The organism is Vibrio sp. YT-16 (assembly GCF_033337405.1).
Taxonomy (GTDB): Bacteria; Pseudomonadota; Gammaproteobacteria; order Enterobacterales; family Vibrionaceae; genus Vibrio; species Vibrio alginolyticus.
In genome coordinates this window covers 1-25234 of record NZ_JAWOQQ010000012.1, presented here as the reverse complement: position 1 = coordinate 25234, position 25234 = coordinate 1, and the positions used below count along the sequence as shown (strand labels likewise).

Below are 25234 nucleotides of genomic sequence, written 5' to 3'. Positions count from 1 at the left end.
ATTTTTATAGTGTAAGTATGATCCTATGAGATATGAATCTGCCCCTGTTACCCCAGAAGAAAGACGAGAAACCACAAAAGAGCTCTTCGCTCGTCAGCAACGAGAGCGTAGAGCTGAATTAACTCCTTCAGCAAGCGATGAAAAAAGATGGGCAGAAAATCGTGAGAGGGTTCTTAGAGATAGAGAAAAAGCAGGGTTAGGACCTACTTCTCTAGGATTGAATGCTCCTCAGCTTCTCAGTGACTCAATAGGATTACAGTGTTCACTTGGGGATGAAATGGCTAAAAACCACCAGCATGTGTTAATTACAGATTTAGAGGATGCACATAAAATATTACATAACGTTTGGCTGGAGTCTGGTAAGGATGTCGCTGCTATCGCCTTGAGCATTAACACCGCTAAGTCTTGGTTCAATCACACAGAGCCTATGTTTAATGCGATATCAATTGCTAAACAGTTTGGCGATCTAGGCGTTAAAGCTGATTTGGTAGAAAGTCGAGGTAAATTATTTGTCGCATTTTCAGGGACAAACGAGAATGGCAAAGTGCTACGGCATGCGTTTGTCAATGGTACTCGGCTTAATATGAATGGTAAGAAGTACCCTCTAAATTCATTTAAGTCGGTGCAAGCAGGCTTTAGTCCTCAATCTAGAACTGCAAACTTCAAGGGTGCGGGTGCCTTAACCTTTGTGGTGTCCGCTAGTCTAGCCACCAGCGACTTAGTTTTTAAAGACGACTATCACTTAGTGGATTGGTTTGGCAATGTAGGTGCCGATATGTTCAAATTCATGTTGCAAACAGCAGCTGGTGAAGTTCTGTTATTTGCTACGGCAGCTCTGGGAGCTCCCGTAATGGTTGGTGCGCTATTTGTTACAGCAACATATGTCTTAATTGAGGTTGTTTGGGGTGAATACAAAGTTTCTAATCAAGTCGTAAGGATGCTTGAGAATGTCACATAAAACAAGATTACGTTTGGCTGGTATCTTTGTTCTTTTGTTTGGGATAATTTGTTGGGGCTATCCATCTTATGTAGTCTATAGAGACTATCTTGAACTATTGAATAAAGCTGACACTGTTCAGCTATCCGTTCTAACTCTGTGGGTGCCGATTGGATTATTAGGGGCGTTAGGTTGTATTTTTTTTATGGCCCCAAAAGCTATGTTGTGCGGAAAAAAAATTAATGAAGTTTACTCTCAAAGCGCAATGCAGCTAGCTAATAAAATCTGTGTTTATTTTGCCTTGGCTGGTGTAGCCTTTGCCGCTGGCTGGACGTATCACTCAATTGACCTCTTACAAAAGTATGGGTATGTATACAGTCGAGATTTAACCAATATCACTCCTACGGGAATACATTTGAAATACGTTAGAGCAACTCATTGACCAAGAACGTCTCTAATCCTCACTAAGAACTCTTCTAACAAGCGTAAGCTTACTACTTACGCTTGGTCTAATTCCTTCCGAGAGCTCCTCAACCTAATCGGCTATCTAGAGCATAGACACGAAACTATGAACCTCTTAGTTGACTGTGGTTGAGTATCGCGCTCATTATGCATAGAAACGAGTACAATTTGGTAACCTTAAGCTTTAAAAAATTGTTTACTAGGAGTGGTACAACATGGATAAAGAACTATCTGGGGTAGAGAAGCTTCGTGATGGGGCCAATTATCTTCGCAAAGTTATCGGTATCAGTACTGAATTTCTTAGCTCAATACAGAAAAGAATGGGGTCTCCCAAAACTCTCTTGGATACTTTTGTAAGAGTATACTTTTCTACCTTTGGTTGTATTTTGATCGGGGTGTATTTCGTGATGATGATATTAAAGCCATGGTTTGATGGTGGTGGAAATTGGTCATATGTCCAAGAAGTTTGGTCTCATTGGCAAACTCTGAATGCAGCAATGATTGCTTTTACAGCAAGCTTATTGGCGGTTTATGCAGCTAAATATCACGAAGAACAGAATCGAGAGAGCCAACTTTTAGCAGCAAGAGCATTGTTACCTCAAACTCTGTCTGACTTAACTAAATACACAACTGAGATGGCTAGCTTCTACACCGAATCAATTGAATTTTGGAAAGGTATGCCGAAAAGAACAGGTAAGAAGCCTGTACCACCGAAACTAGATTTGGCCAATACAACAGCCATATTCACAAAATGCATGGAAAACGCAGACATAGATGTTGTTCTGGTAATGGCAAAAATACTAAGTAAGACTCAGTACTTATCCGCTAGAGTAGAAAATGAATATGAGAATAAGCAGTCGAGCCGTAGGCCTAGTTGGAGAGAAGATGCGGAATATCAACTAGTTGAGCTGGGAGTATTACAAGCTAAGGTAAATAGAATGTTTGATTATGGTAGATATTTGCAAAGTAAACTTGACCTCTCCGAATTTAAAAGTGATGAAATAGCCCAAGGTCTTTTAAACTTAAAGATTTCTCGAGCCCAATACCCAAATGTGTATAAGAAGTTAGAGCACACGGACTTAACATTTTTGTCTAAATAATGTACACACCTTAAGAAGTGTGTACATACAAATGGATTAGTCTCTAAAAAACTCGACTAGATACATTAACCCTTTGATACATATGTGTGGATTGAGTTTGAATACCGAGACCATTGCTTTCCATACTCTCATAATCAGATAGATAAACCTTTGTGGGTACATATTAATCACCATTAACTATTGAACAAGAAAATTGCCAAATAGGCTACTGGTGATCTATAGTCTCGTGTGTCAGGTGTCGAGAATGATACCCAGCAGCCATAATGAGTAGTTGCAGCTACTCGATTTGGCTTCTCTCTTAAACCCTGCCTATGGTGGGGTTTAAGTGATTTTGAGCTCCAGTTTAATATCACGAAAGAAACTAAGCACAGCTACTATTTGCTTCCATGCACTGAACTACTTGAGCTCACGGGTATCAAGATAGTGCGATAAAAAAAGTTTATCAAGGTGCAGTTCGAGGATCATTTGTGGATAAATAGCAAAATTCAAAATATCAGTCAGTGAACACTAACTAACTGAATAAGACCCTGTCTATAAGTCCAAATTACGGTTTGTTAATTCGATTTAGAAATAACCGCACCTAAAAATATTTATCTTGACAATTAAGAAACCACCCAAAATATAGTTGTGCCGTATTAACTACCTTCAGATGGGGGGCTTACTCTCTTAAACATAAAAGGATAAGGTGTGAACGCATCCCCTTTTCCTACATTTGGTCCACTCACTTCCCAAACCCCTTCGAACTCACTCGGTTCCTCGACCTTTAGGTAGTTATTCGGGTTTTGTTCCACATCATCTTTTGAACGTTGTGAAGGTGTTGGGAGGAAGTGAGCAAGCTTGCGATTTTCAATCTTAGGCGGGTTCAGAATAAACAGGCTACCGCTCTCATCTAAGTAACCTTCCACGTTCCCAATGTTTGTTTTTAATATCGTAGTCACCTTGTGCATAGATCTTCCTAGTTAGTTGATTTGCCAATACTGATAATGTCCTCCAGCATTTAACACCATTAACTCTAAATCTTCTATCCTTGGATATCTTCTTTAAATTCCCATCTCGGTGAGAATCGGAACTCTACCGACCAGCAATCTGAGGAGATAATGAAAGCTTTCCATACAGCTAAAGGGTATTGGCCTGATGCTCGGAAATTATTCGTGAGGTTATTTCTGACGAAACGGATCAATCTATCAATCTGGTCTTCGCTTGCTGTGTCGAAGCTAAGCGTAATAGAGAGATTGTCATAGTTAGGTATGTCGGCAGAACCTCTAAAGTCTAAATTAAGCTCGTCTACAAGTAACTTTAGTTCGGTTAAGAAGCTTTCGAACTTTTCCTGGTTGGTCTCCGCAAAGACTGACTTGGCGAACGCAGAGATATTAGTGTGATTGTCCACTAATAAATCTTCCCCATTAGCATGGAGAAACCCTCTTATCATCGGGACTAAATCATCCGGTGCTAAAACTTTTTGGTCATTATAAAAGTCAGAAGTTAGGAACGCCTGTTTATACTTTTCGAGAATATTATACCTTTTGAGAATATCATTCATCATATCTACTTGAACCCCTTATTTTGATGCTGTAGCAATCATTGCTTTCATACGGCTAAGTATGTTTTTTGCTCTTTCGTCATTTTCTAATTCACTAGCAGGAACCCTAACGTTTAGCTTTTTAGCCAGCTCGTTAATAGCAGCAATAGTCTTTTTACTTGGTTTCTTAATACGTTTTGCCTCTTCTACATATTTAGATAGTAATTTGGCGTTACTAATCGCTTGAGAAGGAATTTTCAGGCCAGTCTTCGATTCCAACTGTTTTGCGTAATCAAGAAACTTTTTAGATGGAGTACTTGGGACATCATCTTCGTGAACTTTTATAAATTCTAGAGCTTTACCAAAGTCAGTCATTTTAAGCGCTGGCGGCTGGATCTTTTTGAAAGAGCATATTTGTGAAATCTTTCTTCGCATAGCGTCAGTTACCAACCAAGGGTGCTCTCGTAGCCATTGCCTCGCTTTAGCCTCACTTGCTAAGGCCTGTCTGGGCATTGGTAGTCCGAGCCCTTTACAACGCTTCTGAAGTTTATCTTTGGTTTGGTTTGAAAGTGGCATGTTAGGATTCACACCGTCTCTTGGTGTTTTATCAAACAGGTTTTTATTCAGGAAACCTATTAGCTTTTCAGTATTTTCAATTTGAGTGTTTATAAATTCCAGAGACGCTGCTTCTGCTTCTCGTTGAGGGAGTTTACTCATGTCAGAAAGTTTGAGTTCCCATTTGGCAGTAGTACCAGGGCTTTTATATGAATCAGGTAGTGCCTTATACAATTCAATCCCTTTTGGGGTGATATCAATCGAAGGGTTTTTACCCTTGCTAGTATACGCTACGAACTCACGCATTAAGATAGTTGCGATTTGAGTTGGCCTAGTAGCTGGTGTCCCAATGCCTTTTGATTCTTTGAGTGAATTCCTAAGAATAGGATTAGGCTCGAATTTTGCCGCATGGTACATCGCAAAAAGTAGTGAGGCCTCAGTGAAGAGAGGGGGCTTAGTTGTAGTAGACTCCTTTAGCTCAACATCTGGAATTGAAACATTGCTTTTGTCTAAATCGTTTAAGCTGATAGTTTGGACGGTCTCTTTACCTTTAAAGTAATGTTCCCACCCAGTTTCTATACAAGATCGCTTTGTGATCTTGAAACTAGATACCGGTTCTCCAAAAAGCCCATGGGTATCGAATTTTAAAACCCCTTCTTGAACTAAATATTTTGATGGAGGTAAATGTGCTTGCAAGTAATGCGACGTAATTTCTTCAAAGACCTGAAGATCTAGCCCCTGTAGCTCTCCTGGTTTAGGTATAACAACAGGAGCTAGAGCATCGTGTATTTTATCTCCTGGCGTATAGCAGCTTGGTTTGAAACTTGCGCAGGTATCGTCTTGTCCCGTTTGAATGGCAGCGATTTTAAGGGCGGCTTGGCCAAATTGGTCCCATTTTGCTAGTTGAGTACATTTGTCCGCAATATCCCTAGGGTTGTAATCTTTGTCAGAAATCTCTTGTTCTTCACCTCTTGGGTAAGTGATAAAACCAGAATCGTATAGGCGTTGTGCTGCATTGAGGACATCAGTGGCACTAGCGTTGCTAATCAGACTCTGTAGTTTGGTCAGTGATAAAGGCTTTGGTGGGGCAGAAGTCGCCATACTTTCATTTATATCTAAATCCAATATGCACGCTTGCTTAAGCCTTTCCGTAAAATCCATCATAATAGATTTGTCGATATAAAGAGGTTTAGGTCTATTGTTTATGGTTAACTCCTCGACTTCTTCCTCAGACATATCAGGCGATATTTTGGATGCTAGATTTTTTTCATCCCACTTTACGCCAGGGATAGGGGAGTCATAGTCGGAGTCTTTTATCTCTGGAAGGTATCGGCCTTCAAAACTTACAGCGCCGTTACACCTGATCAGCGGTACCGGACGAAAGTGAGTTACAGATTTAAAGTTTGCTCTTTCTTGATGACGATGGTAAGTAAAACCTACAACAGTCGACTGAACTCGACCAACAGATGTCGTTGAGCTTTTCTTATCCCCTGAGCCTAGGTACTTTCCAAGCATTCCCCTTCTTGAGTAATAAGTGTAGGTGGCAGTTAGAACCATGGCTGCGTAATCTGCCATACGACGACTAGACCCAGCTAAATATTCGCCGTAGTATTGAGATGCATCGACCATTTCATCGAAAGAGGTTTGTATTGCATCCTTGGATAACCCCTTTGTTAACCAAACTCGTTTTAATGGGCCATCGTATTTAAGGAAATCTAAAATGCTACGGTATATGACTTCACCTTCTCGGTCTGGGTCTGTAGCACCAATGACTAAAGTCGCTTTGTCGACATACTGTTTAAGTAATTGGATTCGCTCTCCTGGTTTTCTTGCCGGGTATCCGTCACGAGCTGGTATGTCCGGACAAACTTTATAAGGAACCTTGCGAGGGATGCGTTCGTGAGTACGTGGATCGTTCCAACTGAAGTTCTGTATTTGCTCTGTAGGGGGAGACAGTTCGAGGAAGTGACCTGCGGCATACCAAAGGATCAGTTCTTGCCCTTTGTAGAAGCCTGAATATAATCCACCTTGCTTTCTAAGATTCAAAGCTGATGCGATCTTTTCAGCTTGAGAAGACTTCTCTGCAATAGCGACCCACATGGCTATTCTCCTAGTTTATTGACTGCGTGTATTCGGTGAGAAATCCAACGACCATACTCAGATTCAATATCAGCAAAGTGCTTCATTGCTTTCAGGCGGTACGAGTAATGAAAATATTTATTGTCTGAAGTTGCATATCGATGGTAGTTAGCGAGGCCTTTAAAAATGTCATTCGTTGCGTTTAATCTTCTGGCCAGAATGACACCACCAATAAATAGATTTGCACATACATCATCTCTGACGTCTTCCCAGTTTATAGTCACACCAAGCTTACGAAACTCTTGATCCCAAACCTTAGGGTTAACTTGTATTATTCCTAAATCACCAGAACCGTTCTTGGCTTTCTGGTCAGCTCCTGGCCAACCATTCTCGCTTCTCATGATTGTACGTATGTATTTAGGATGTATATTGTTTAGCTTGCTAGAGATTAAAGTACACTCTTCAATCTCACCTTTGTAAGTAAGAAGTAAATCTCGTTTACTTTTCCACGGCATGGCTTTGTACAGCCCCGTGTCGCCATGCTCTATTACATATTCGTAATAAGACCTTTCCGGTTCTTTAAGTTGCTCAAGACCGTCAGCTGCTGTTACACCCAAAAATTCAAACATAGACGCAATCCTCCGTTAAATGAAATATATCATTTAGCAACAAAAAACAATAGACTAAAGTTGACTTTGAGGTTGAATTAAAATACCATATATAAACACTTAAATGGGAGGGATGAGAATGAAATTAACCGCGAGTCAGTATGAAGGAGTCAACACGACTGGAGTACCTTGCATGATTAATGCGGGGGCAGGTAGTGGTAAGACTCGCGTTATTGTGGAGAAGGCCGCGACATTCATTGAGTCAGGCTTGGAACCCTGTCGACTTTGTGCCATAACCTTTACCAAGAAAGCTGCTGCGGAAATGTTAGAGCGTCTTTACTTACGTATAGGTATCAAAGCTTATCAAGCTGTTATCTGTAACTGGCACTCCTTTGCACTAAACCAAGTCATAAAACCTGCCATCAAAAAGCAACACCCATATTTTGTAAAGTGCGGTTATACATCGAGTGACTTAGTTATCTTGGATGAAACTGAGTCCCTTACACTAATAAATGAGTCAGCTAAGAAAACATTATCGAACTCAGACTATGAGTTCTTAAAAGAGCACGGTGGTGCAAAGTATGTTCAAAACTTCATGGGGCTATCCTTGTCCTATGGTCGTGGTCCTAAGTCTGAGTTCGAGCACCAGTCCAAAACCAACCCAAATCTGACTTTTGATGAGAAAGCCTTGTTAAGCCATTGCGTTTGTATCTGGAAGGTCTACTACAGACGAATGATTGAGCTGAATGCTATTGATTACGACCACATTCTCGTCCATGCGGTAAAAATTCTCACACATGATGTAGGTTTTAGAACCTGGTTGCAAAACCAGTTTAAAGCAGTACTTGCCGATGAGCATCAGGATGCTAACCCAGTCCAAGGCTTATTGTTAAAACTTATTGTTGGTCAAGGCAATAACCTAACTATGGTTGGTGATGAAAAACAAAGTATTTATGCTTTCAGGGCTGCAGATGTCGGTCAGTTACTAAATGCTCAAAAAGAATTCGGAGACATGAAGATTGTTCAGATGGGAGAGAACTTTCGATCAACTGAACAAGTTGTAAATGTGGCCAATGCTATTGCTGACTTAATGCATGAAGACCAAAAGGTTACAGACGGACATATGATAGCAATGGCAAATATTCAGGGTGATAAGCCAATTGCCCGACAATTTGCCAATGACAAGGATGAGGCAATTACGACAGCCAATGAGATTAAACAGGCTATCGAATCTGGTGAATTAAAACCAGAAGAAATTGCCATTCTGTATCGTTCAAAAGTAATCAAAGACCCAATTGAAGCTCAACTTATTGAGCATGGGGTAGAATACCGAGTTGTTGGCGACAAGGATTTCTTTGATAGTAAAGAAGTAAAGGACTGGAGTGCATTCCTACGTTTCTGTGCTAATGAGAAGGATGTTATGGCTGCTTCACGTGTCATTGATGCAGCAAGCCTTAAAACTAAGGGCGTAACTATGCGCCAAAAGCTCATTGATAAAAACCTAACAGTTATTGAATACTGTAAGTACATGACCACGTATGGAACTGTAAAATCTCAAGATAGAAAGCTTGGATTTGCCTCTTTGTTGGAGTGCCACTCAATTATCAAAGAAGCATTGTTCGAATGCGGTTCAATCACTGACTTAGCAAAAATAAATAACTATGAACTTAGTGATTCTGAACTGAGAAATAAGTGGGGAGAAGTACTTTCTGGCTTAGAGGAAGGTTTGCATCAAATCTGGGTCGAGCTGTTCAAACCCAAAATTATAGATAACGCTAAGAAGAAGTATAAAACTCAAGAGATGACAGCAGAAGTAATCTCAGAAGTTAATAAAAGAGAGCAAAACGTCATTACCTTAACAAAGCGCCTTTTTGCTTTCACTGAGGTTCATGGACACTTACATGATTGTATCAAAGAACTTAACATGCTGGTGGATTCTGGTGAGCAAGGGGCTAGTGCGGTTCAGTTAATGACAGAACACGCTAGTAAGGGCTTAGAGTTTAAGCGTGTATATGTCATTGGCTGCGAAGAAGAAGCACACTTCAAAGGTAATGAGAAAGACAATGTTCATGAAGAGCTTAGGCTATTCTATGTGGCCACCACTCGTGCAGAAAAGGATCTAATTTACTCATATGCACAAAGGCGCTTAGTTCACGGTGAGTTCAAGACACGGAAACCTCTACAATTTCTATGCGCTCTTCCAGTAGACCTTCTTTACTGGGAGTCTTCAATATCACCCAAAGTAGCGTATGAAAAAAGTAATAAAGAAACCACTACAAAACGAACAGGAAATCCTATTCAAATGCTGGCTAGAGGACAGTTACCACACCCCAAGCTAACAGTAGAGGTAAAGGAAACTAGAATCGAAGGATTTAAAATATAGGGTTAATGAGGGAATCAGCACTTGTAGTATGGTGAACGATACCTAGCTAACGTCACCATATGTTTTGTGGAGAATTACATACATTCAACATCTATTGCTGTTTGAAACTAACTAATAAATAGAGGCCTAATGAGCGACTGGTTACCTTGTAACTGATGGTTTAATTGCATGTCGAAAGAAACTAATGCAAGGTTATTTTCTAGCTGTAAAACATATAAGTCAGAGGGGCGTATCCTCTAATTTTGGCGAAAAAATTATAAGAATCAACTAAGCGTTGTTTGGTATCGTTAGATAAGTAAGGAACTTGAGTATCCTCTCTTAAGCAATGTAGCTGAAATAACAAGCGTACCCCTTTATAGCTCTTCGAGTTTCCACTTTTGATCTTATGGAACAAAACATTTAAGTCTGCCTTCCTTAACTCTGATTGCTTATTTATACCGATATCTTTTAGTGACTTAAATATTGTAGGACTGAGGCTAGGCATTGCCGATATATCTAAATCCTCACTTTGTTGTTGTTTTTTTATTGCTGCATTTAGCATGATCTTTAACTGCATTATTGTCTCCACAGCTTGCTGATCTGATACTTTTTCTGAAAGATAGCGCTTCATAAGAAGTCTTGAGGATCTAGAGCTATTGGGTACAGAAATAGGGTACTTTTTACATAGATAAAACCCGTATGATTCGAGTGACTCTAGTAATGGGGAGTCTGTTTCTTGTGGTACATAGATATTGAGAACACCCTCACGCTGGTTAGCTATCATGTATCCACAGTAAGTGAATTGAAACTCGCCAAATGAAGGTCGGCTAAAGACCCCTTCAATTGGCTGAAAAAGGTCTCTATAGTAGTTTGGAGCTTTTGCCAACGCTTTTTTAGTTTTTGACTTTCCTTTGCGTGATTTATGTAAATTTTTTTGCAACAAAGACGGTTGAAAGTTTCTCGGGTTAACTTGAAGCTCTTTATTTTGACTTTTCATGTTCACTCACTCGATATCGCGTATTTTGAAGATAGAAACAGGGAACTCTTTGTTGAAAGCAGATTCTCTGATCATCTCAACTTGCCACAAGGTGGGAGAAGAGACAGAAACTTTCTCCATCGTATAATGCATCTTAAGTTGGTAAATCCAGACAGCGCGGCTACGCATAACGCCGCTGCCAGGTACGGCTTCACGCTGAGCTATTGCTTTGTTCAAAAGTTTAATAGAGCTTGTGTCTACGTGGAGTAATGCAGAAGTCTGGTATTTCTTCATTATATTTATATAGTTACTTGCTCTTAGAAGCTCAATAAATATGTCTTGGGTGTCTGTTTCAGAGTCCAAATGGTTGGACTTGCACCTAGACAGTACTGTTGCTGCATTTAAGTAGTTCATTGAAAAACAGTCTTTAAGGCTATCAACTAGATATTCACGAACTAATACTTCTGACTCTTCTTCAGAGTAAGTTTCGCCAGGGTTTCTTTCTTGGTCCTTAGTCGGCAAGATATGCTTATCTGTGGGTATTGGGTATACAGCAGTATCACTTGTCGTTGATGCAATAAAGTAGTTTGTTGAAGTAATCTTTGTGGTATCTATGAACAGGTTCAAGGCGTATAAAAATGCAACAATAGCTAAGAAAAATAAAACCAGAGCGTAGTATGGAGATCGCTGGACAGACTTAAAATTGTCATAGATTAAATTATGACGTTTATCTGTTTCAAACACGGCATCGTGGTTACGGTTAACCTCGCTGGAGGGTATTGATTGGCAACTAAAGGTATCCCCTTTAACAAAGCTATCCTCAGTAGACTTCGAACTTTGTCTTCCTGTTAACGGAGTCTTCCCCAAAGCTGTACTAATAAAATTGAATAGGTCTTTAACGTTCATCTAAAAACCACCCTGTCGATGAGTAATGAACTTGCGTTATCCGCTCTAGGTTCAGGTAGAACTGTGTAGTGAGCAATGAATGAGGTTGTTTGGTCTCCTGATACCGATTGGACTGTTACCATTATCGGAACCTCAACTACCCAAACTAAAGGCTTACCAGGTTTGTTCTTTAAGGTAACGATAGGATCGTAAGGAACAACAACGTTAGCCTTACCTTCTGACATAAGAATCGCCTCAATCATAGGGTCAGTAGGATAAACATTGAACAGTGATGTGGCGGCTATTGGCGCAAAGTGCTTTTCAATACAGTTGGCATAATCGTTATCGCGTTCACCGTTCATTAGGTGTTGAGCGGTTTTATAATCGACGGTATAGCATGAGCTCACCATACGACGAAGAAACCTGACAACCTTCTCGTCTGTATAGCGTGGGTCACGTGATACAAAGGCCCTTGTGTAACCACCATTACCATCAGAATAAAGAAAAACTCTATCCGGGTTCCCTAATAGTTCTTCATTGAATTCGGAAAGTTTAAAAATAGCTAAAACAGATAAAACGATAGCAAGCACAAATGGCCAGTCGAATTTAAGTATGCGAATAAGTCGTGGAATATTCATAACCAATCAACATCCCAATTAGAAGAACTTATGATCTTAACTGCACTTGCCCCCTTACCCTTTGGCACACGTTGTAAATCAAGCCAGAAAGTTACATTAGCGGCCTGGTGCCTTTGATTCTGAATAGCCTCGAGCTCAGTTTCAGTTGCGTCTTTAACCTTCAAAGATTTTTTCATAATCTTGCCCTGAACTTTAACTCGCCATACCCAGTAGGCATCTTTTGTGAATCTTCCATCAATTTTCCCGTCAACTGTGCCACTGTATTCCATAAAAGGCGCTCGGGTAGGGTAAAACTCAATAATTTCTTTATTAGAGAAAATGGTTGATAAAATTTCTGCTTCTTGAACTGCGCTTGAGAATGACTTCCAGCCAGAAGTAGTAAAGAATAGTAATGCTGATTCTGTCATAGACAATTCATAACTATCGAAAGATAGAGAGAGTGTGTTGTACATAGCTTCAGTTACAAAATCCATAACTTCAGAGTCAGAAAAAAGACGGTCACTTAATGGGACCTGAGGAACTATTCGGGTAATGCCCTTATCGTTGTAAGTGGGGATCTTGTAGTAACCAGATTTATTTGTTGTAAGAGTGTTTAGTGCAAACTCTAAGAAATAGATAATGACCACCAGCACTACGAAACCAGATAGGAGCCCTCGATGATTCTTAATTACGGATGAGCGAAACATATCCTTCCTCTAATCCAAGTTACCGATGCGTACAGGCTTGCCAGTAGGCTCAATCCTTGCGTCATGGGAGGTAGCGCTGATATTTATTCTTTCAAGCAGGTAAAAATTAACCAGCGAACCAGTCAATAAAAGCAGGGTGAGGCCCCACGTAATTGAAGTCAGTGCAAGTAAAGCCTTAGTTGCTCTATTTGCAACATAAGGGTTTCTATTGACACCCAATTCAGCCAATTTCACACCCATTATTCTGCGCGCTGGTCTTGGCTTTATACTTGGTATCTTTTCTAGGCGGCTTCTGACTTCTCCTGGGATGGGAGAAGACCCTGCATGGATAATTAACTCGGCAGATTGGGTAACTGATTTAAAGCCAACAGACTCTTCGTTTTCCATTACATTTATCCTATTAGTTGTAACCTTTCTATTTCCTTGCGCAGATAGGAAAATTCAACACCATCAATCTCTATCGTTTGTTGGTATGACTGGGTTGAGCTTTTAAACTTTTCTAAAAGCTCTGTTAATTCAATGGAATCTGTAGAGATTGATGAGTTAACAAGGAAGCAGCGATCGAGGGTGTCCAACTCTGGATGGTTACTATCGACAATAGAGACAAGAATACTCAAAACAGGTTTGTAGCTATCAGCCGAAGATAGTTGTAACTCAGCAACACGGCGTCCATATTCGACATTCGAGATAATGCATAAAGTTTCTTTTTCTTTTTGAGAAAACAAAATGACGTTGCTTCCTAACAGTGACTCCAAACTACTACTACCTATGACATATTTTATAATCACAAAAATATATGTCTTTTACGGATGAAAAGCAATGCCATATTTTTGGTTGTTTGGTTGTTTGGTTGATTTGATTTTGAGGGTTGACCGAGATGTTAGATTTGGTTGTTTTCGTTTAGCTAAAACCATTCCATCCGTTGATAAATTTGCTATGATGTGAAAAATATATGCCTTAAATGGATTAAAAGCAACGGTGCAAAAATGTTAACTTTAATATTTCTACAGTATCTTTCATTACTCTTAATGCCTGTTTCAGGTGGAGTTTCTCTTCTTGCTCCGGTACTTAGTTTATTCGTCACATATATCGGAATGTGGAAACAGTTCAGAACGATACATCCAGTACTTAAGTCACATTTAGTAGGGCAAGCGATTGTCGGAGCTTCGGTCATATTTTGTGTGATCAGTATCGTCTTAACCTTCGAAATAACTCAAGCTATGCAATCGTTAACAGCTTCCGACAAGAACTTTTCGGCAAAAGTTTTAACGACTTTCGGATGTGTTGTCTTCCTCTATTACTACTTCGTCATAACCGTAAACTTTATACTTCATCGAAAAGGTCTAAGGGCACGGCTTGTGTTACCCATTCCATTGACCAAAGGAAAGTATGATTCTCTAAAAATGATTCTTAAAGAGCGACGTATTGATGACACAAACATAATTTTTAAGGATTCCTAAGTTATGAGTCAGCGTACGCCAGAAAAAGAATCAGAGTTGAATGCTTCAGTCGCCCTAGCTCTAGCATTAGCAATAGGTATGGGTTACGGGGTTTACGCGCACTTTTTCCACATACTTGCTTTTGTGTGGAGAATGCTAAAGATAGCTCAGATGTTTACATTTTTTGCTTTTGAGAACCTCGTGGTTGTAACTACCTCTTGGCTAACAGGATTTCAAGGATGGGGGTTTAAGGAGGGGCTATATCAAATATTAGAATTGCATTATACGATGATTACACCCGAGTATATTGGAGCTTACGACTCTATTTTCGGAAATATACTTAAATGGCCCTTCGCTTTAGCTCTGATCTACTTAGGTTGTAAAGAATATTCAATACGCTCTAAAACCAGAAAAGAACACAACGTTGAATCAATGATACGGGCTGCTTCCAAGGTTCATCCTCATTTAAAACGTATAGTACCGCCCAACTTCTACGATAAATTGATGGGATATTCCATTGGCTGGATGTTTCCTAAATATAAAGAACGTTTAGAGGGTGAAAACCCTTGTGACTATTCACATGATTACAATTTCGAAAATCGCTCTGACTATGAAAACCGATACGCTATGGGTGTATCTCCTTACGAAATGCTCACAGCAAATCCTCCTTTGGGTGTCACATTAGATGAAATAGAACGTGACAAAGAAATGCAAAAAGAAACGGGGTTTGTTAGCAATTTTAGGCCTATTTGTTACTTCTATTACTGCGAGAACCCGAAAGACTCAACAATAGAGTTTTGCTCTCGAACAGCGACTATCAGCTTAGAGAGGCTTCTCCTCTGTCCTTTACCGCAACAACTACATTCGGAAGATAAACTAGCACGGTTGTTTGATGATAATGGGAAAACCATTCCAATTGAATATGTAGATAAACAGGGTAATGAAGCGGATAAGTTTAAGAGAGGAGGAGCGATAATAGGTGGCTTTCGTCCAACAACTTTATTGAATGATGGCGTCCCTTACGCTGGCAGTATCGAAGACACAATACTTTTATTTAACGGTATTGAAAGAAAGGTTCTTACACAGCTTAAGGAAAAAATGGATGGAAAGACAACCCGTACATTCGAAGAAATCCTCTATGCAATGGTAACAAAGAAGCATGCTTATTCTACTACTGTAATCTGGGCGTTGATGCTTCTCTTTAAAGATGTAAACCGTATTGCAGGAAACGAGTTTACTTGGGTAACTAAGCATGACCGAAATTTAGGAATGGTATTGCAGTCTATCGGCAGAGAAACACCTTTCTTAGAAGCAAGTGGTACTCGCTCGCATTTTCTTATGGAAAGAAAAGCCGGATTTCGAATGACAATTCCAAGTGTCCTAGGAGCAGTGCAAGACCTTCACATTAATGCAGAGAGAATATTAACAGCAGGTAAGAAAGGAGAAGACCTCCTGAACATGGATGAGGATGAATTTAGTAGATTATTTGATCTCAGCGAGATAGAGAAAAAGGCTGATGGCCGAGAGAATGAGGCAAAACAGATTCTAAAGTCACTAGGTGTCGATATAGAAAAGGATGAGAAAGTCTTCAATGACCCTTATGAGGATATTCCTGAGTTAATGAAGCAGTACAAGGAAGTTGATTAGTATGGCCAGTTTTAAGAAGCAGTCGGTTCTAAACACAAACCCTGAACTGAATAACCCAGAGCTCTTTCATCGTGATTCTCGCACTATGTGGATGCGAATACAGTCAGCAGTAAATGTGTCATTTCCTTTATTAATTGCTGCATGCGGGATTGCTTTGTTTATGTTCCCTCAAAATGGGGACTTTATTTTTGCATTTGCAATTTGTCTGAAGCTTACAAACTCAAGAGAGAAGCATGAATATCCTTTTGACGCGCCGGAGTGGGAGCAGTTTATTTCAAAAAAGGAGTCGTTAAAAGACGCAGTTAAAGCTGGCCATCTTATTCCCCAGCGTAAAAGAGGAAACGGTACATTAATATTCGGGTTTGAATTTTTTCTACGTAGGTTACTCGTATCCAACCCGGATATGGAAACAAGACATACACTCGTCATGGGCAGTACGGGCTCGGGTAAAACTGTACTTATACTGACATTGCTATTTCAAGCACTTCTCCAGCCAGGAGGAACATCAGCAGTCATAGTTGATGGTAAGGCGGATATAAAATTGTTTTGGACAATTTTCGCTATCTTGAAACGATTAGATAGACTCCACGATTTGTTGGTTCTCAATTTTCTGACTCCCATGGACTCCTTAGATACTACTAACATGCACGACGACGATCGCATTTCGAATAACATGAATATTCTAAATGCGGGAACCCCTGACCAGATGAAGACTATAACCATGGGGTTAGGGCGTGAAACGGATGGAGGGGATAGCTCTTTTTGGGAAGGTCGTAGTTCTACTATGATTGGGGGAGCATATCAGTATCTTGCTTACGAAAGGGATGTGGAAGGCTTAGATTTAAACATCGAAGTGGTTCGAAACTTTCTTGTCATTAAAACTATGCTCAAAAAGGCAGCGCGAAAAGATGTGCCTTTAAAGTACCGACAACCACTCCAGCAGTATTTAAAAACCTTGCCTTCTATTAGTGATGCCATATTTGATATGACTGAGGAACAGATAGACAACCTTGATCTTAATAGTAAAGCAGATGAACAGCACACATATTGTGTGATGATGATTAGTGAAACCATGGCTGACTTGAGTGAAACCATGGGGCATATATTCGTGACAAAACTTTCGGAAGTAAATATGACGGATGTATGCTTAGGGGGGCGAGTATTATTAGTTCTGCTTCCTTCCATTGCCAAAAACCCAGATTCCGTTGCAGCATTGGGTAGGCTTCTATTGCAGGGATTACGGCCTATTTTAATGAGAGCTGCTGGCTATAAGCTACAAGGTTCTCGAATTACTACAGTAGACAATAGACCTTCCAGTGCTAGATATCCTGTACGACTTTTCTTTGATGAGTACGGAATGTATGCGGTTAAAGGTTTTTACATGATTGTTGCCTTGGTTCGTTCATATGGTTTTCACGTTCTTTTTGGAGCTCAGACAGCCGGAATGTTCCAGAAGGTTTGCGGCCGGGATGAATATGAAGCACTAATGGGCAACTTAAACAATAAATTCATTCTTAAAAATGAAGACCATGGTGAATCGTTACAGTTGGCGCTTGGTCGAACTGGCAAGGTATTTGGTTCCCGTCAGGATAGAATAGAGAATAATTTGGCTGGGGCGGTCCATGATAACGATGATGTCCGAGTAGAAGAAAAAGATACTGTAAACGCTAAGATGCTTGCTAGTGCTGAACCTGGAGAAGGCTTATACATTTTTGGTGGTGATGTATACCCATTCCGAGCATTAAAACTCGACTTCCCAGATGTAGAAACTTCTCGTTTGAACTATTTTGCTCAGGTGCTTGAGCCTTCTGACGATGAGGTAGAAACGGCTAAGAGGCAGCAGTTAGTAAAATCCAATGAATATGTTCAACAGGCCAACGATTATATCGATAGCAATGTCGAAATGTTGGAGTTCTTAGAGCTAAAAAATAATCTAACTGAAGTAAGAGCATTAAACCTCACTGAAAACATCTCTAAACAAATGATGATGGCTATTGGTTTAGGGATAATTAAAGAAGACGCAACGTTGATAACGGAGAGCGCCATTGAAGAAGTCGAAGAAATACGACCTGAAGAATCATCAGTAGATGTATTCGATGAAGAGCTTGTTGGTCTTGCACAAACAGATGCTGAAGTACAGATTATGGGCTCTATGGAGGCTTATAATGAAGAAGTTTCAGCCTTTAATGATGAGCTCGATTTTAATGACTTTGAAAACACCTATAGTGATGAGGATTGGCCAGAAGAAGAACACGATTTTGATTCAATTATGCAGTACAACAACTTCTATGCCGAAGGTCCCTTTGAGCACAGTACTAGCGAAGAAGTTGTTTCGCCACCAGCATATTTATCCACTCAAGATTTAGGTACGAACGAAGAGACCTCCGAAGTAGACCTTGCTAATTTTGACAATGATGCATACGGCGAGTTGGATATCGCTTATAACAGTAGATATGTTTCATCTAACCTATCAGATCCATTTCTTGAAAGCGCTCAGGAGAACAATAAAGGCACTATCTCTGGTACTACTATAGATATAAATTTGTTAGCTGGTTTAGATGAGCCTAATGCTGAAAGAGCCACAGAGGCGGCGATCAATCAAGTCAAGGACATATTGGAATATCCTAAAGAAGAACTCCAATCAGAGCCTCTCGGCGACGAAGAAGTCAGTGATATTGTAGAGAAAACACTACAATCGTTAGGTTTGTCTGAGTAGGGTTGTTTTTAATACACAAATGAAATATATTTACGCTTGTTAAACTTCAAGGATTACCAATGCACTCAAGAAACATCTCCTCTCTGAAAGCCTATTTCCGCTTAACAGTAAGTGCGGTGGTGTTGTCATTGTCGGCGTTTTCTCAAGCTAATCAAACTAACCAAGTTAGTCATGCTGCAATTGCGGATGCATTGTTAAAGAAATATGGAAGTATAGAAAATATATTGATTAACATGCGTGAACTTGAGGTGTATGAACAAAATGCAATTCAGACGTACATAACAGATCTAGAATACTCGAAACTCCAGAGTAATTACCAAAATAGAGACAGACTTGAGATACTGAGGGCTGAGAATAAAAAGAATGACATCATTAAAAGTGAGAAAATGAACTCCGACCCTGCTTTTATTGAAAGGATGCGTAAAATAGAAAGGCAGAGGCTAATTGCAGAAAATAAACTTTTAGTAAGGCCCCCGGAAAGTCTAATTGATACGATTAAATTCGATCCTTCACTACCTCAGGAGTTAATTTTGCAGGTGTACCCTGGCTTCCCTGGGTCTATTTCATTTTTCGACCAGACAGGAGCTCCTTGGCCTATTGTATATGTTAAGCTAGGAGCTCAGGGAGCCTTCGAGGCTGGAAAAACACCCGGTAACGCATATAGCTTGGAAGCTCGTTTACCTGGAGTAACTCATTCGGGCTGGTTTCAGCTGAAGGGTTTAGATACAACTATTCCTTTCATGATTAGTTCTGAAAAAACAGATTACTACAATTCTCGAAGACAAGTGATCATTCCACTAATTGGCCCGAACGCCAAGCCAATACAATACCGTTCTACTTCAAGTGTAGATCTTGATAAAGCTGGTCCAGAATTCTTTTCTTTTCTTTCAGGTACGACAACAGGTGTGCCTGGTGCCAAAGAAACTAAATTGCAAGGAATCAATGGCCAAGCCTATTTATATAATGAATTTGTTTATATCAGAACAACAGCCATTTTAAGAAGCAAAGGTAGCTCTTTGGTAAGAGAGGGAAGTGTCGGTGATTACAACCTTTACAAGCTTTACCCCCGTTCATTCTATTGGTTTAGCGATGGTCGACAGAAAGTAAAAGCGTTTGTGGATACAAGTGAACTATAAGGCTTCTCACCGATGAAATTAAAAAAAATAGCAATCGTTGTAGGTTTGTTTGTAGTAGCCGCCGGAGGGATTGGATACGCAATCTATATGGCTTCCAATCAAGTTACAGAAGACCTTTCGGGCAAAGGTGATAAAACAGCGGGTAGACCTGTCGTTAAAACTGACGATGTGATTAAGAACTCAACTGATGGGACAATCAGTGTTCCTGAAAATTCACCTATCGCTAAAGAAACCGAAGAAAGGGAGAAGAACGCGCGTAAACAGGCTGCTACTAATGGCGAGAGCCATATCAGTAAAACTCGCGTACAAGAATCAGCAACGGGACCAGATACAAAAACCGAAGTTGACAAGCCTAAGTCGCAGGAGGTTGATCCCCTGGGGCAAGAAGTTAAGTCTGGCAAAGATGCTGAGTCTAAAAAGACAAATTCAGATACAGAAGAGAATAGTGCAGGTAGAGACGTAAAATTACCGTTGCCTAAACAAGATATAGAAACTTCAAGCCAGCTAGAAGATCTCCGAAACGAACTAGCAACGACTAAAATGAGTTTAAAGGCTCAAGAAATAAAGAATCGAAACGACAAAGCCGATGCTGAGCGACAGCGGTTGATACAATTAGAAGCTGAGCGACAAAAAAAGATATCAGAAGGTGCACAAGCATTATTTTCAGGTCTCCCTTACGCACCAGATACAGGCGAAAAGTACAAAATCACTTATAGTAAGAAGGCTGACATTTATAGTAAAACATCACAGTTCGTTTTTGACCCGAGTGATGCAGAACAAGAAGTGGCCTCAGCATTGTATCGTTCTGATGGAGGTCAGACTCAAATGGGGATTCATCCTAATTATTATAAGAAAGAAAACACAGTTGGGTATACGGACAATGAAAAAGAAACCTCTAATGAAAAATATAGACAGCCACCAGTTGAAGTAGACCAAGAGTCTATAGTATTTGATGCAGGTGAGTTGGTTTATGCCCGTACCACCTTGCCTATCGACTCAGACATTCCTGGCCCAATCAGAATTCGTTTATTAACCGGAAAAGCAGAAGGTAGTATTGCGTTCGGTGAAATGGAGCTTATAGAACAAGCTCCAGGTGTTGCCTTAACTGTAACGTCTGTTATTAGAGATGGGAAACAAATCCCTGTAAAAGCTTGGGTATTATCTGCTGAAACTGAAAAGGCGCTTATAGAAGGTGAAGTAGACCACCATTACATCCAGAGGTTTGGTGGCATGTTTGCTGGTTTGTTTATGACAGGTTTTTTGGATTCACTCATTGATACGACAGTGACAACATCAAATGGGGAAACAACAACTTCGACAGGTGCGATTGATAATACGAGAGACAGAATTGTTTATAGTATCGCCAAAGCTGCACAAGGCTTTTTACCTATCCTATACGATAATGCGAGAAGACCTGTTCAGGTAGAGATACCGAAAGGTCAAACTATGTACTTATTGTTTGAGAATCAAGTACAAGAAACGGATGAAATTCAAACTCCGAATCAGAGCGATCTTCTCAAGATGATGGCGGAGCAAAATAGACTAACAGAAGTTAATTCCGAAGAAACTGACCTAAGCTCTGAAATTCGCAAATCGAATATTGGGCAAAATGTATCAATCCCGAGTGACAACAAAACTCGTTTATGGAATTAATTTAGATCTTTTATATAATACATTATTCAATTAAAAACAAGGAGCGATCATCATGAGCGATAACGAAGCTCAAGACGCAAATGCTGGCAAAGCGAATAAAAGCCAAAGCAGCTCAGCAAAGCCAAAAGTAAAGTTACTCGTTTATGTCGTAGGAGCTACTTTGCTTGTTGGTGGTGCTAGTTTAGCTGCACATAAAATGGGTTTGATACCAGATTTTGGAGGCCCTTCCAAAGTAGAAGAAATACAAAAGCTAGAGAGAAATCTTGAGCGTGAGATCACCGCTCTCAGGCAATCATTGCCTGAACTCATTAAGACTGAAATAGATGTGATTACTAAGTCTGAAGAGTTTGGTGCTATCACTGAATTACAAAGACAAGAAATCGCTCAATCAATCATTACTAAAATAGACATTCCTAGCAAAGTAAAGGATGAATTTGGTAAGCAAAAAAGTGAGATTGTGAAGTCAACCTCGAAAGCTGCGTCACAGAATATTACACAGACGATCAGTTCGACCTTACAGCAACAAATTGATGACTCAATTACAATGAGATTGAAGCCATATCATCAATTTAATTCTGCTCAAGAAACTTTTAACGTTAGTTTAACCAATAGATTGGATAAATTGGAAAGCGATGTAAATTCATTTGAAGGCGAGTTTGCTAAATTAAACAATAGCCTTTCAAACGGACATACGAAAGCAGCGCGAAGTAGTGAGCGTAAACGCTTAAAAGAATTCAACGTTGTGGATGAGATTGCTGAGGGGGTTTTTGCTGTACGTGCACCAGATAGATCCGATAACTCTCCACATTACATCACTCTTTACAAAAGTGAGCCGTTCAAATCAAAAATTGGCAACCATAAAGTCACCAACATTAAAGGTGAGGGAGAAGACGGAGTTTTACTTATTGGCAGCAAATACTTTATTGATAAAGAACGCCAGGAGTACACGCCGACTGAACTAGCCAACCTTCGACGCTCTCAGCAGTCTAAAAAGAAAGTTGTAAAACCTGCTAAAGAATCGATTACAAAGCCAACGGCAGTACAGGTTGCTAAGACTACCACCCAACATATTGGTAAAAATACAGAAGTAAATAGCAAAGTAGTACAGCCAACGATGGCAATAGCATCTAGCTCGACTGTAGTACAGCCAATAGAAGCGCCAAAAATGGTAGTTCCAAGTACGGGAGTAACATACAAGGATGGGCGAATTCTTCTTCCTGACTACGCAATGATCACTAAGTCGCAGGACCTAAACAGTGCGCTAGTCGTAAATCTTACCAAGACCTCTGGCGAAAGAACTATTTCCGTAGAAAAAGGAAAATACTACGACTTCATTGGAACTGTTAGAGAAATCTCGGCTGACGGAACAATCTGTTCAGATACTTACTGTATTGGAGCGCTTCGATGAAAAAGTGGTATTGGATGTTTGTTTACACATTATCCAGTAGTTCATTCGCTTCAGAAACGCATAACTCCACCATTGCAGATGGCGGAATAAATGTAATTAAACATGTTCGACTTTGGATTGCAGTTCTCTGGAATTTGAGAGCAGTACTTGGCCTCGGTCTTGTCGTGTTTGGTTTCATCGGTTGGTACAAAGCAAACAAAGCGGATAATGATGTTTCTGTTCTATGGCCAATATCCTTCTCAATAGCTGGCGCATTATTAACTTTCCACGGTGGTTTAGATCTAGTGGGTGAGGTATTTACCTTTAGTGACACAGTGGACCCAATAACACTCGACTCATCTGGTCGGGCAAACCTCTCTTCTAACACAACTTATATCTTCGATGAAGGAGATAGCACGGAGTAACTATGAATAAACTAACGAAATGGTCCGGTGCCCTGGGTATCGCTCTAGCACTAACCTCTGTAACTACGATGGCAGCCAATGAAACAAAGCTAGAGCAAGCTGCAAAAAACGTGGATGCAATTTCAGCTGCAGGTGGTAGTGCTACATATACCATAGGCTTATGGATTGGTATTGCAATGATTGTCATTAGCCTTGCAACCTGGGCATGGAATAGCCGAGAAAGCTCACCACAAAGTAAGGGCGTAGGAAAATTCGTTCTAATCTGTGGTATAGCAGGGGCCGCTTTGACTTTCCCAAGTGCTTACATAGCAATGTTCGGTGAGGCAGCAAGCATCTCAAGTGCTGATGAGTCTGTTGATTATCGTGACCTTCAAAACGTAAACAATTAGATAAACATACACAACCCCACTATCGAAAGCGTTAATAGATCGTGGGGCTAATTTTATCATCTACAAGGAACAAAAATGAAGAAAATACTACTTATGGCATCGACATTATCAGTTATTGCTGGCTGTGCTAATCAAACCGAACTAAGTGAACCAACAGTAGAGAACCCATCTTACCAATATCCTGGCATATCCAAGATATTATCAATTGATTATTTCGAAGTGGATAAAGGGACATCAGTTGCTCTTACGGAATATTTAGATAATCAAGATAGGTTTTGCTTCCAATGGGTTTCGTCAGCAAAGAAAGTAAATGGTGAAACAAAAAATGAGCATTCAATAGAAGCGAATATTTCTGTTCATTGCGGAGGATACGAGATTAGACAAGTTGATAATAAAGGTGGTGATTACGTTTCTACTGATATAAGAGCCGTTAACAAGTATAAGAATCGTGAAGGGTTATTCGTTCAAAATCTAGAGATGTAACATTTATTTTATTAAAATTCTAATCTACCAGTTTTACACTAATGCGCGCAACACGGTGATGAGCAGTCAAAACTCTCCGACCCAAATATGCCCATGAAACAGAGAAATTTAGAAGTTAGGAAACGGCTCTTTCTTTGCTCATACTCGCTCAAGTTAACCGCATTTCGCATTACCTCTAATTAATAGGGGTAATACGAGTTTCCTATGTTCCGCATAACTAGTACTCATTCTAACTAAGACTTCTGGTATTTGAGTTGGAGCAGTGCAGAAGAAATAGATTAATACCATCGCTTCGATTTTGAAGCTTATTCTTTCAAACCCGAAGATTACAATGAAAACGAGGGAAAATTAATGTTCGAGCAAGTAAGAAAAGAAATACTTAATAAAGCACCACTAGTTGCTGATGCGTTCTTAGAGCCAGCGTCGGAAGAAGAAATAAATTTGCTTCGCTGTAATGTGGGTAGAGAGCTACCACAAGATTTAGTTGAACTGTACAAAACATCTAAAGGGCAGGACCCCGAGAAGCAAGCAAATTTTGCTTATGGCGTCGCTTTACTCTCTATCGGACAGACCTCAAGCCTTGTAGAAAACTATAGCCATGATGGTGATGGAAACGTACTCAGTTATACCGATAAAGGTATAGATAAAGAGTATACCTTCGGCAAAAGTAGAATCCCAATTGCGGATGACTGTTCATCTTGTTTAATTTGCGTTGATTTAAGTCCAACAGAGGAAGGTAGTTTCGGACAGGTAATTCTCATAGATTATGACTACAAGGTCGCTTTAAAGCTTGCCGATTCTCTAGCTGAATTAATTTCTAACTTCAAGAAGGATTTAGAGCCTATCCCAAAAGGAATTATCGTATAATATAATGAATAACGATAATTTCTGAGGGCAACGTATGGCAGGCAACAAGTGGCAAATCAGTGATGAACTCTGGGAGAAAATGGCTCCTCTCATCCCGGAGCATAAAACTCACCATCCTCTGGGTACGCACCGCAAGCGGGTTGATAATCGCGCTGCAATGAACGCCATCTTCTTCGTACTCAGGACGGGTTGCCAGTGGAATGCGCTGAATGCCACCGGTATATGCTCGTCAAGCTCTGCTCATCGCCGATTTCAGGAGTGGCGGGATGCTGGCGTATTTGAACG

24 protein-coding genes are annotated in these 25234 nt (G+C 40.1%); 14 read left to right on the top strand and 10 right to left on the bottom strand.

Translation table 11 applies throughout. The features are described from left to right. The first annotated feature begins 25 nt into the window (after positions 1–25). The 3 genes from R7F07_RS17805 (at position 26) to R7F07_RS17795 (ending at position 2499) form a co-directional block, all read left to right on the top strand. Complete coding sequence (locus tag R7F07_RS17805; RefSeq protein ID WP_025633980.1) at positions 26–958, top strand: hypothetical protein; 933 nt, start codon at positions 26–28, stop codon at positions 956–958. Continuing rightward, the gene (locus R7F07_RS17800) at positions 948–1379 is read left to right on the top strand and encodes a hypothetical protein (protein ID WP_025633982.1); all 432 of its coding nucleotides are present in this window, start codon (positions 948–950) and stop codon (positions 1377–1379) included. The genes R7F07_RS17805 and R7F07_RS17800 overlap by 11 nt, the downstream gene beginning before the upstream one ends. Before the next feature lie 235 nt (positions 1380–1614). After that, the gene (locus R7F07_RS17795) at positions 1615–2499 is read left to right on the top strand and encodes a hypothetical protein (protein WP_025633983.1); all 885 of its coding nucleotides are present in this window, start codon (positions 1615–1617) and stop codon (positions 2497–2499) included. A gap of 635 nt (positions 2500–3134) precedes the next feature. Here R7F07_RS17795 and R7F07_RS17790 read toward each other — a convergent pair. The 4 genes from R7F07_RS17790 to R7F07_RS17775 form a co-directional block, all read right to left on the bottom strand. After that, positions 3135–3446, bottom strand: a complete 312-nt coding sequence (locus R7F07_RS17790) for a hypothetical protein (RefSeq protein WP_025633984.1) — start codon at positions 3444–3446, stop codon at positions 3135–3137. Positions 3447–3520: 74 nt separating this feature from the next. Then, positions 3521–4042 (bottom strand): hypothetical protein, encoded by a 522-nt coding sequence (locus tag R7F07_RS17785; RefSeq protein ID WP_025633985.1) that lies wholly within the window; start codon positions 4040–4042, stop codon positions 3521–3523. A gap of 15 nt (positions 4043–4057) precedes the next feature. Beyond that, positions 4058–6673, bottom strand: coding sequence for a DNA topoisomerase (locus R7F07_RS17780; RefSeq protein ID WP_025633988.1), 2616 nt, complete (start codon positions 6671–6673; stop codon positions 4058–4060). 2 nt (positions 6674–6675) lie between these two features. Further along, positions 6676–7281, bottom strand: coding sequence for a transglycosylase SLT domain-containing protein (locus R7F07_RS17775; protein WP_025633990.1), 606 nt, complete (start codon positions 7279–7281; stop codon positions 6676–6678). A 118-nt stretch (positions 7282–7399) separates the two neighbouring features. On the opposite strand from R7F07_RS17775, the gene R7F07_RS17770 reads away from it, so the two are divergent. After that, positions 7400–9643, top strand: coding sequence for an ATP-dependent helicase (locus tag R7F07_RS17770; RefSeq protein WP_025633991.1), 2244 nt, complete (start codon positions 7400–7402; stop codon positions 9641–9643). 199 nt (positions 9644–9842) lie between these two features. Here R7F07_RS17770 and R7F07_RS17765 read toward each other — a convergent pair whose 3' ends face one another. From R7F07_RS17765 to R7F07_RS17740, 6 genes are read right to left on the bottom strand one after another with little or no spacing between them, the layout of a single operon-like run. Further along, positions 9843–10619, bottom strand: a complete 777-nt coding sequence (locus R7F07_RS17765) for a TfoX/Sxy family DNA transformation protein (RefSeq protein ID WP_025633992.1) — start codon at positions 10617–10619, stop codon at positions 9843–9845. Positions 10620–10625: 6 nt separating this feature from the next. After that, positions 10626–11504 carry a hypothetical protein gene (locus R7F07_RS17760; RefSeq protein ID WP_025633994.1) on the bottom strand — a complete coding sequence of 293 codons (879 nt, stop codon included), beginning with the start codon at positions 11502–11504 and terminating at the stop codon, positions 10626–10628. Beyond that, a complete protein-coding gene (locus R7F07_RS17755) occupies positions 11501–12121 on the bottom strand; it encodes a DotI/IcmL/TraM family protein (RefSeq protein ID WP_025633995.1) in 621 nt (206 codons plus the stop codon). The genes R7F07_RS17760 and R7F07_RS17755 overlap by 4 nt, the downstream gene beginning before the upstream one ends. Then, positions 12118–12807 (bottom strand): DotI/IcmL family type IV secretion protein, encoded by a 690-nt coding sequence (locus tag R7F07_RS17750; RefSeq protein WP_025633997.1) that lies wholly within the window; start codon positions 12805–12807, stop codon positions 12118–12120. The genes R7F07_RS17755 and R7F07_RS17750 overlap by 4 nt, the downstream gene beginning before the upstream one ends. Before the next feature lie 9 nt (positions 12808–12816). Beyond that, on the bottom strand, positions 12817–13194 hold the full coding sequence (locus R7F07_RS17745) for a hypothetical protein (RefSeq protein ID WP_025633999.1): 378 nt from the start codon (positions 13192–13194) through the stop codon (positions 12817–12819). A gap of 5 nt (positions 13195–13199) precedes the next feature. Then, on the bottom strand, positions 13200–13562 hold the full coding sequence (locus R7F07_RS17740) for a hypothetical protein (RefSeq protein ID WP_025634000.1): 363 nt from the start codon (positions 13560–13562) through the stop codon (positions 13200–13202). A gap of 708 nt (positions 13563–14270) precedes the next feature. Between R7F07_RS17740 and R7F07_RS17735 the strand changes: the two genes are divergently transcribed. The 10 genes from R7F07_RS17735 to R7F07_RS17690 form a co-directional block, all read left to right on the top strand. Next, a complete protein-coding gene (locus R7F07_RS17735; protein WP_025634005.1) occupies positions 14271–15893 on the top strand; it encodes a hypothetical protein in 1623 nt (540 codons plus the stop codon). Between the two features lies 1 nt (position 15894). Beyond that, the gene (locus R7F07_RS17730) at positions 15895–18609 is read left to right on the top strand and encodes a type IV secretion system DNA-binding domain-containing protein (protein WP_025634006.1); all 2715 of its coding nucleotides are present in this window, start codon (positions 15895–15897) and stop codon (positions 18607–18609) included. 59 nt (positions 18610–18668) lie between these two features. Continuing rightward, entirely contained in the window at positions 18669–19745 is a 1077-nt protein-coding gene (locus R7F07_RS17725) for a DotH/IcmK family type IV secretion protein (RefSeq protein WP_025634007.1), read from the top strand. Positions 19746–19757: 12 nt separating this feature from the next. Further along, on the top strand, positions 19758–21398 hold the full coding sequence (locus R7F07_RS17720; RefSeq protein WP_203347292.1) for a DotG/IcmE/VirB10 family protein: 1641 nt from the start codon (positions 19758–19760) through the stop codon (positions 21396–21398). 52 nt (positions 21399–21450) lie between these two features. Continuing rightward, positions 21451–22806: a hypothetical protein gene (locus tag R7F07_RS17715; RefSeq protein ID WP_025767068.1), complete on the top strand. Its 1356-nt coding sequence runs from the start codon at positions 21451–21453 to the stop codon at positions 22804–22806. After that, positions 22803–23210 carry a hypothetical protein gene (locus R7F07_RS17710; RefSeq protein ID WP_025634011.1) on the top strand — a complete coding sequence of 136 codons (408 nt, stop codon included), beginning with the start codon at positions 22803–22805 and terminating at the stop codon, positions 23208–23210. Before R7F07_RS17715 ends, R7F07_RS17710 begins: the two co-directional genes overlap by 4 nt. A gap of 2 nt (positions 23211–23212) precedes the next feature. After that, on the top strand, positions 23213–23599 hold the full coding sequence (locus tag R7F07_RS17705) for a hypothetical protein (RefSeq protein ID WP_025634012.1): 387 nt from the start codon (positions 23213–23215) through the stop codon (positions 23597–23599). Positions 23600–23674: 75 nt separating this feature from the next. Further along, positions 23675–24082 carry a hypothetical protein gene (locus R7F07_RS17700; RefSeq protein WP_025767067.1) on the top strand — a complete coding sequence of 136 codons (408 nt, stop codon included), beginning with the start codon at positions 23675–23677 and terminating at the stop codon, positions 24080–24082. A gap of 351 nt (positions 24083–24433) precedes the next feature. Then, complete coding sequence (locus R7F07_RS17695) at positions 24434–24949, top strand: SMI1/KNR4 family protein (RefSeq protein WP_203347280.1); 516 nt, start codon at positions 24434–24436, stop codon at positions 24947–24949. Positions 24950–24983: 34 nt separating this feature from the next. Then, positions 24984–25234 (top strand): transposase (locus R7F07_RS17690; RefSeq protein WP_206937370.1); only part of this gene is annotated, 251 nt, incomplete at its 3' end.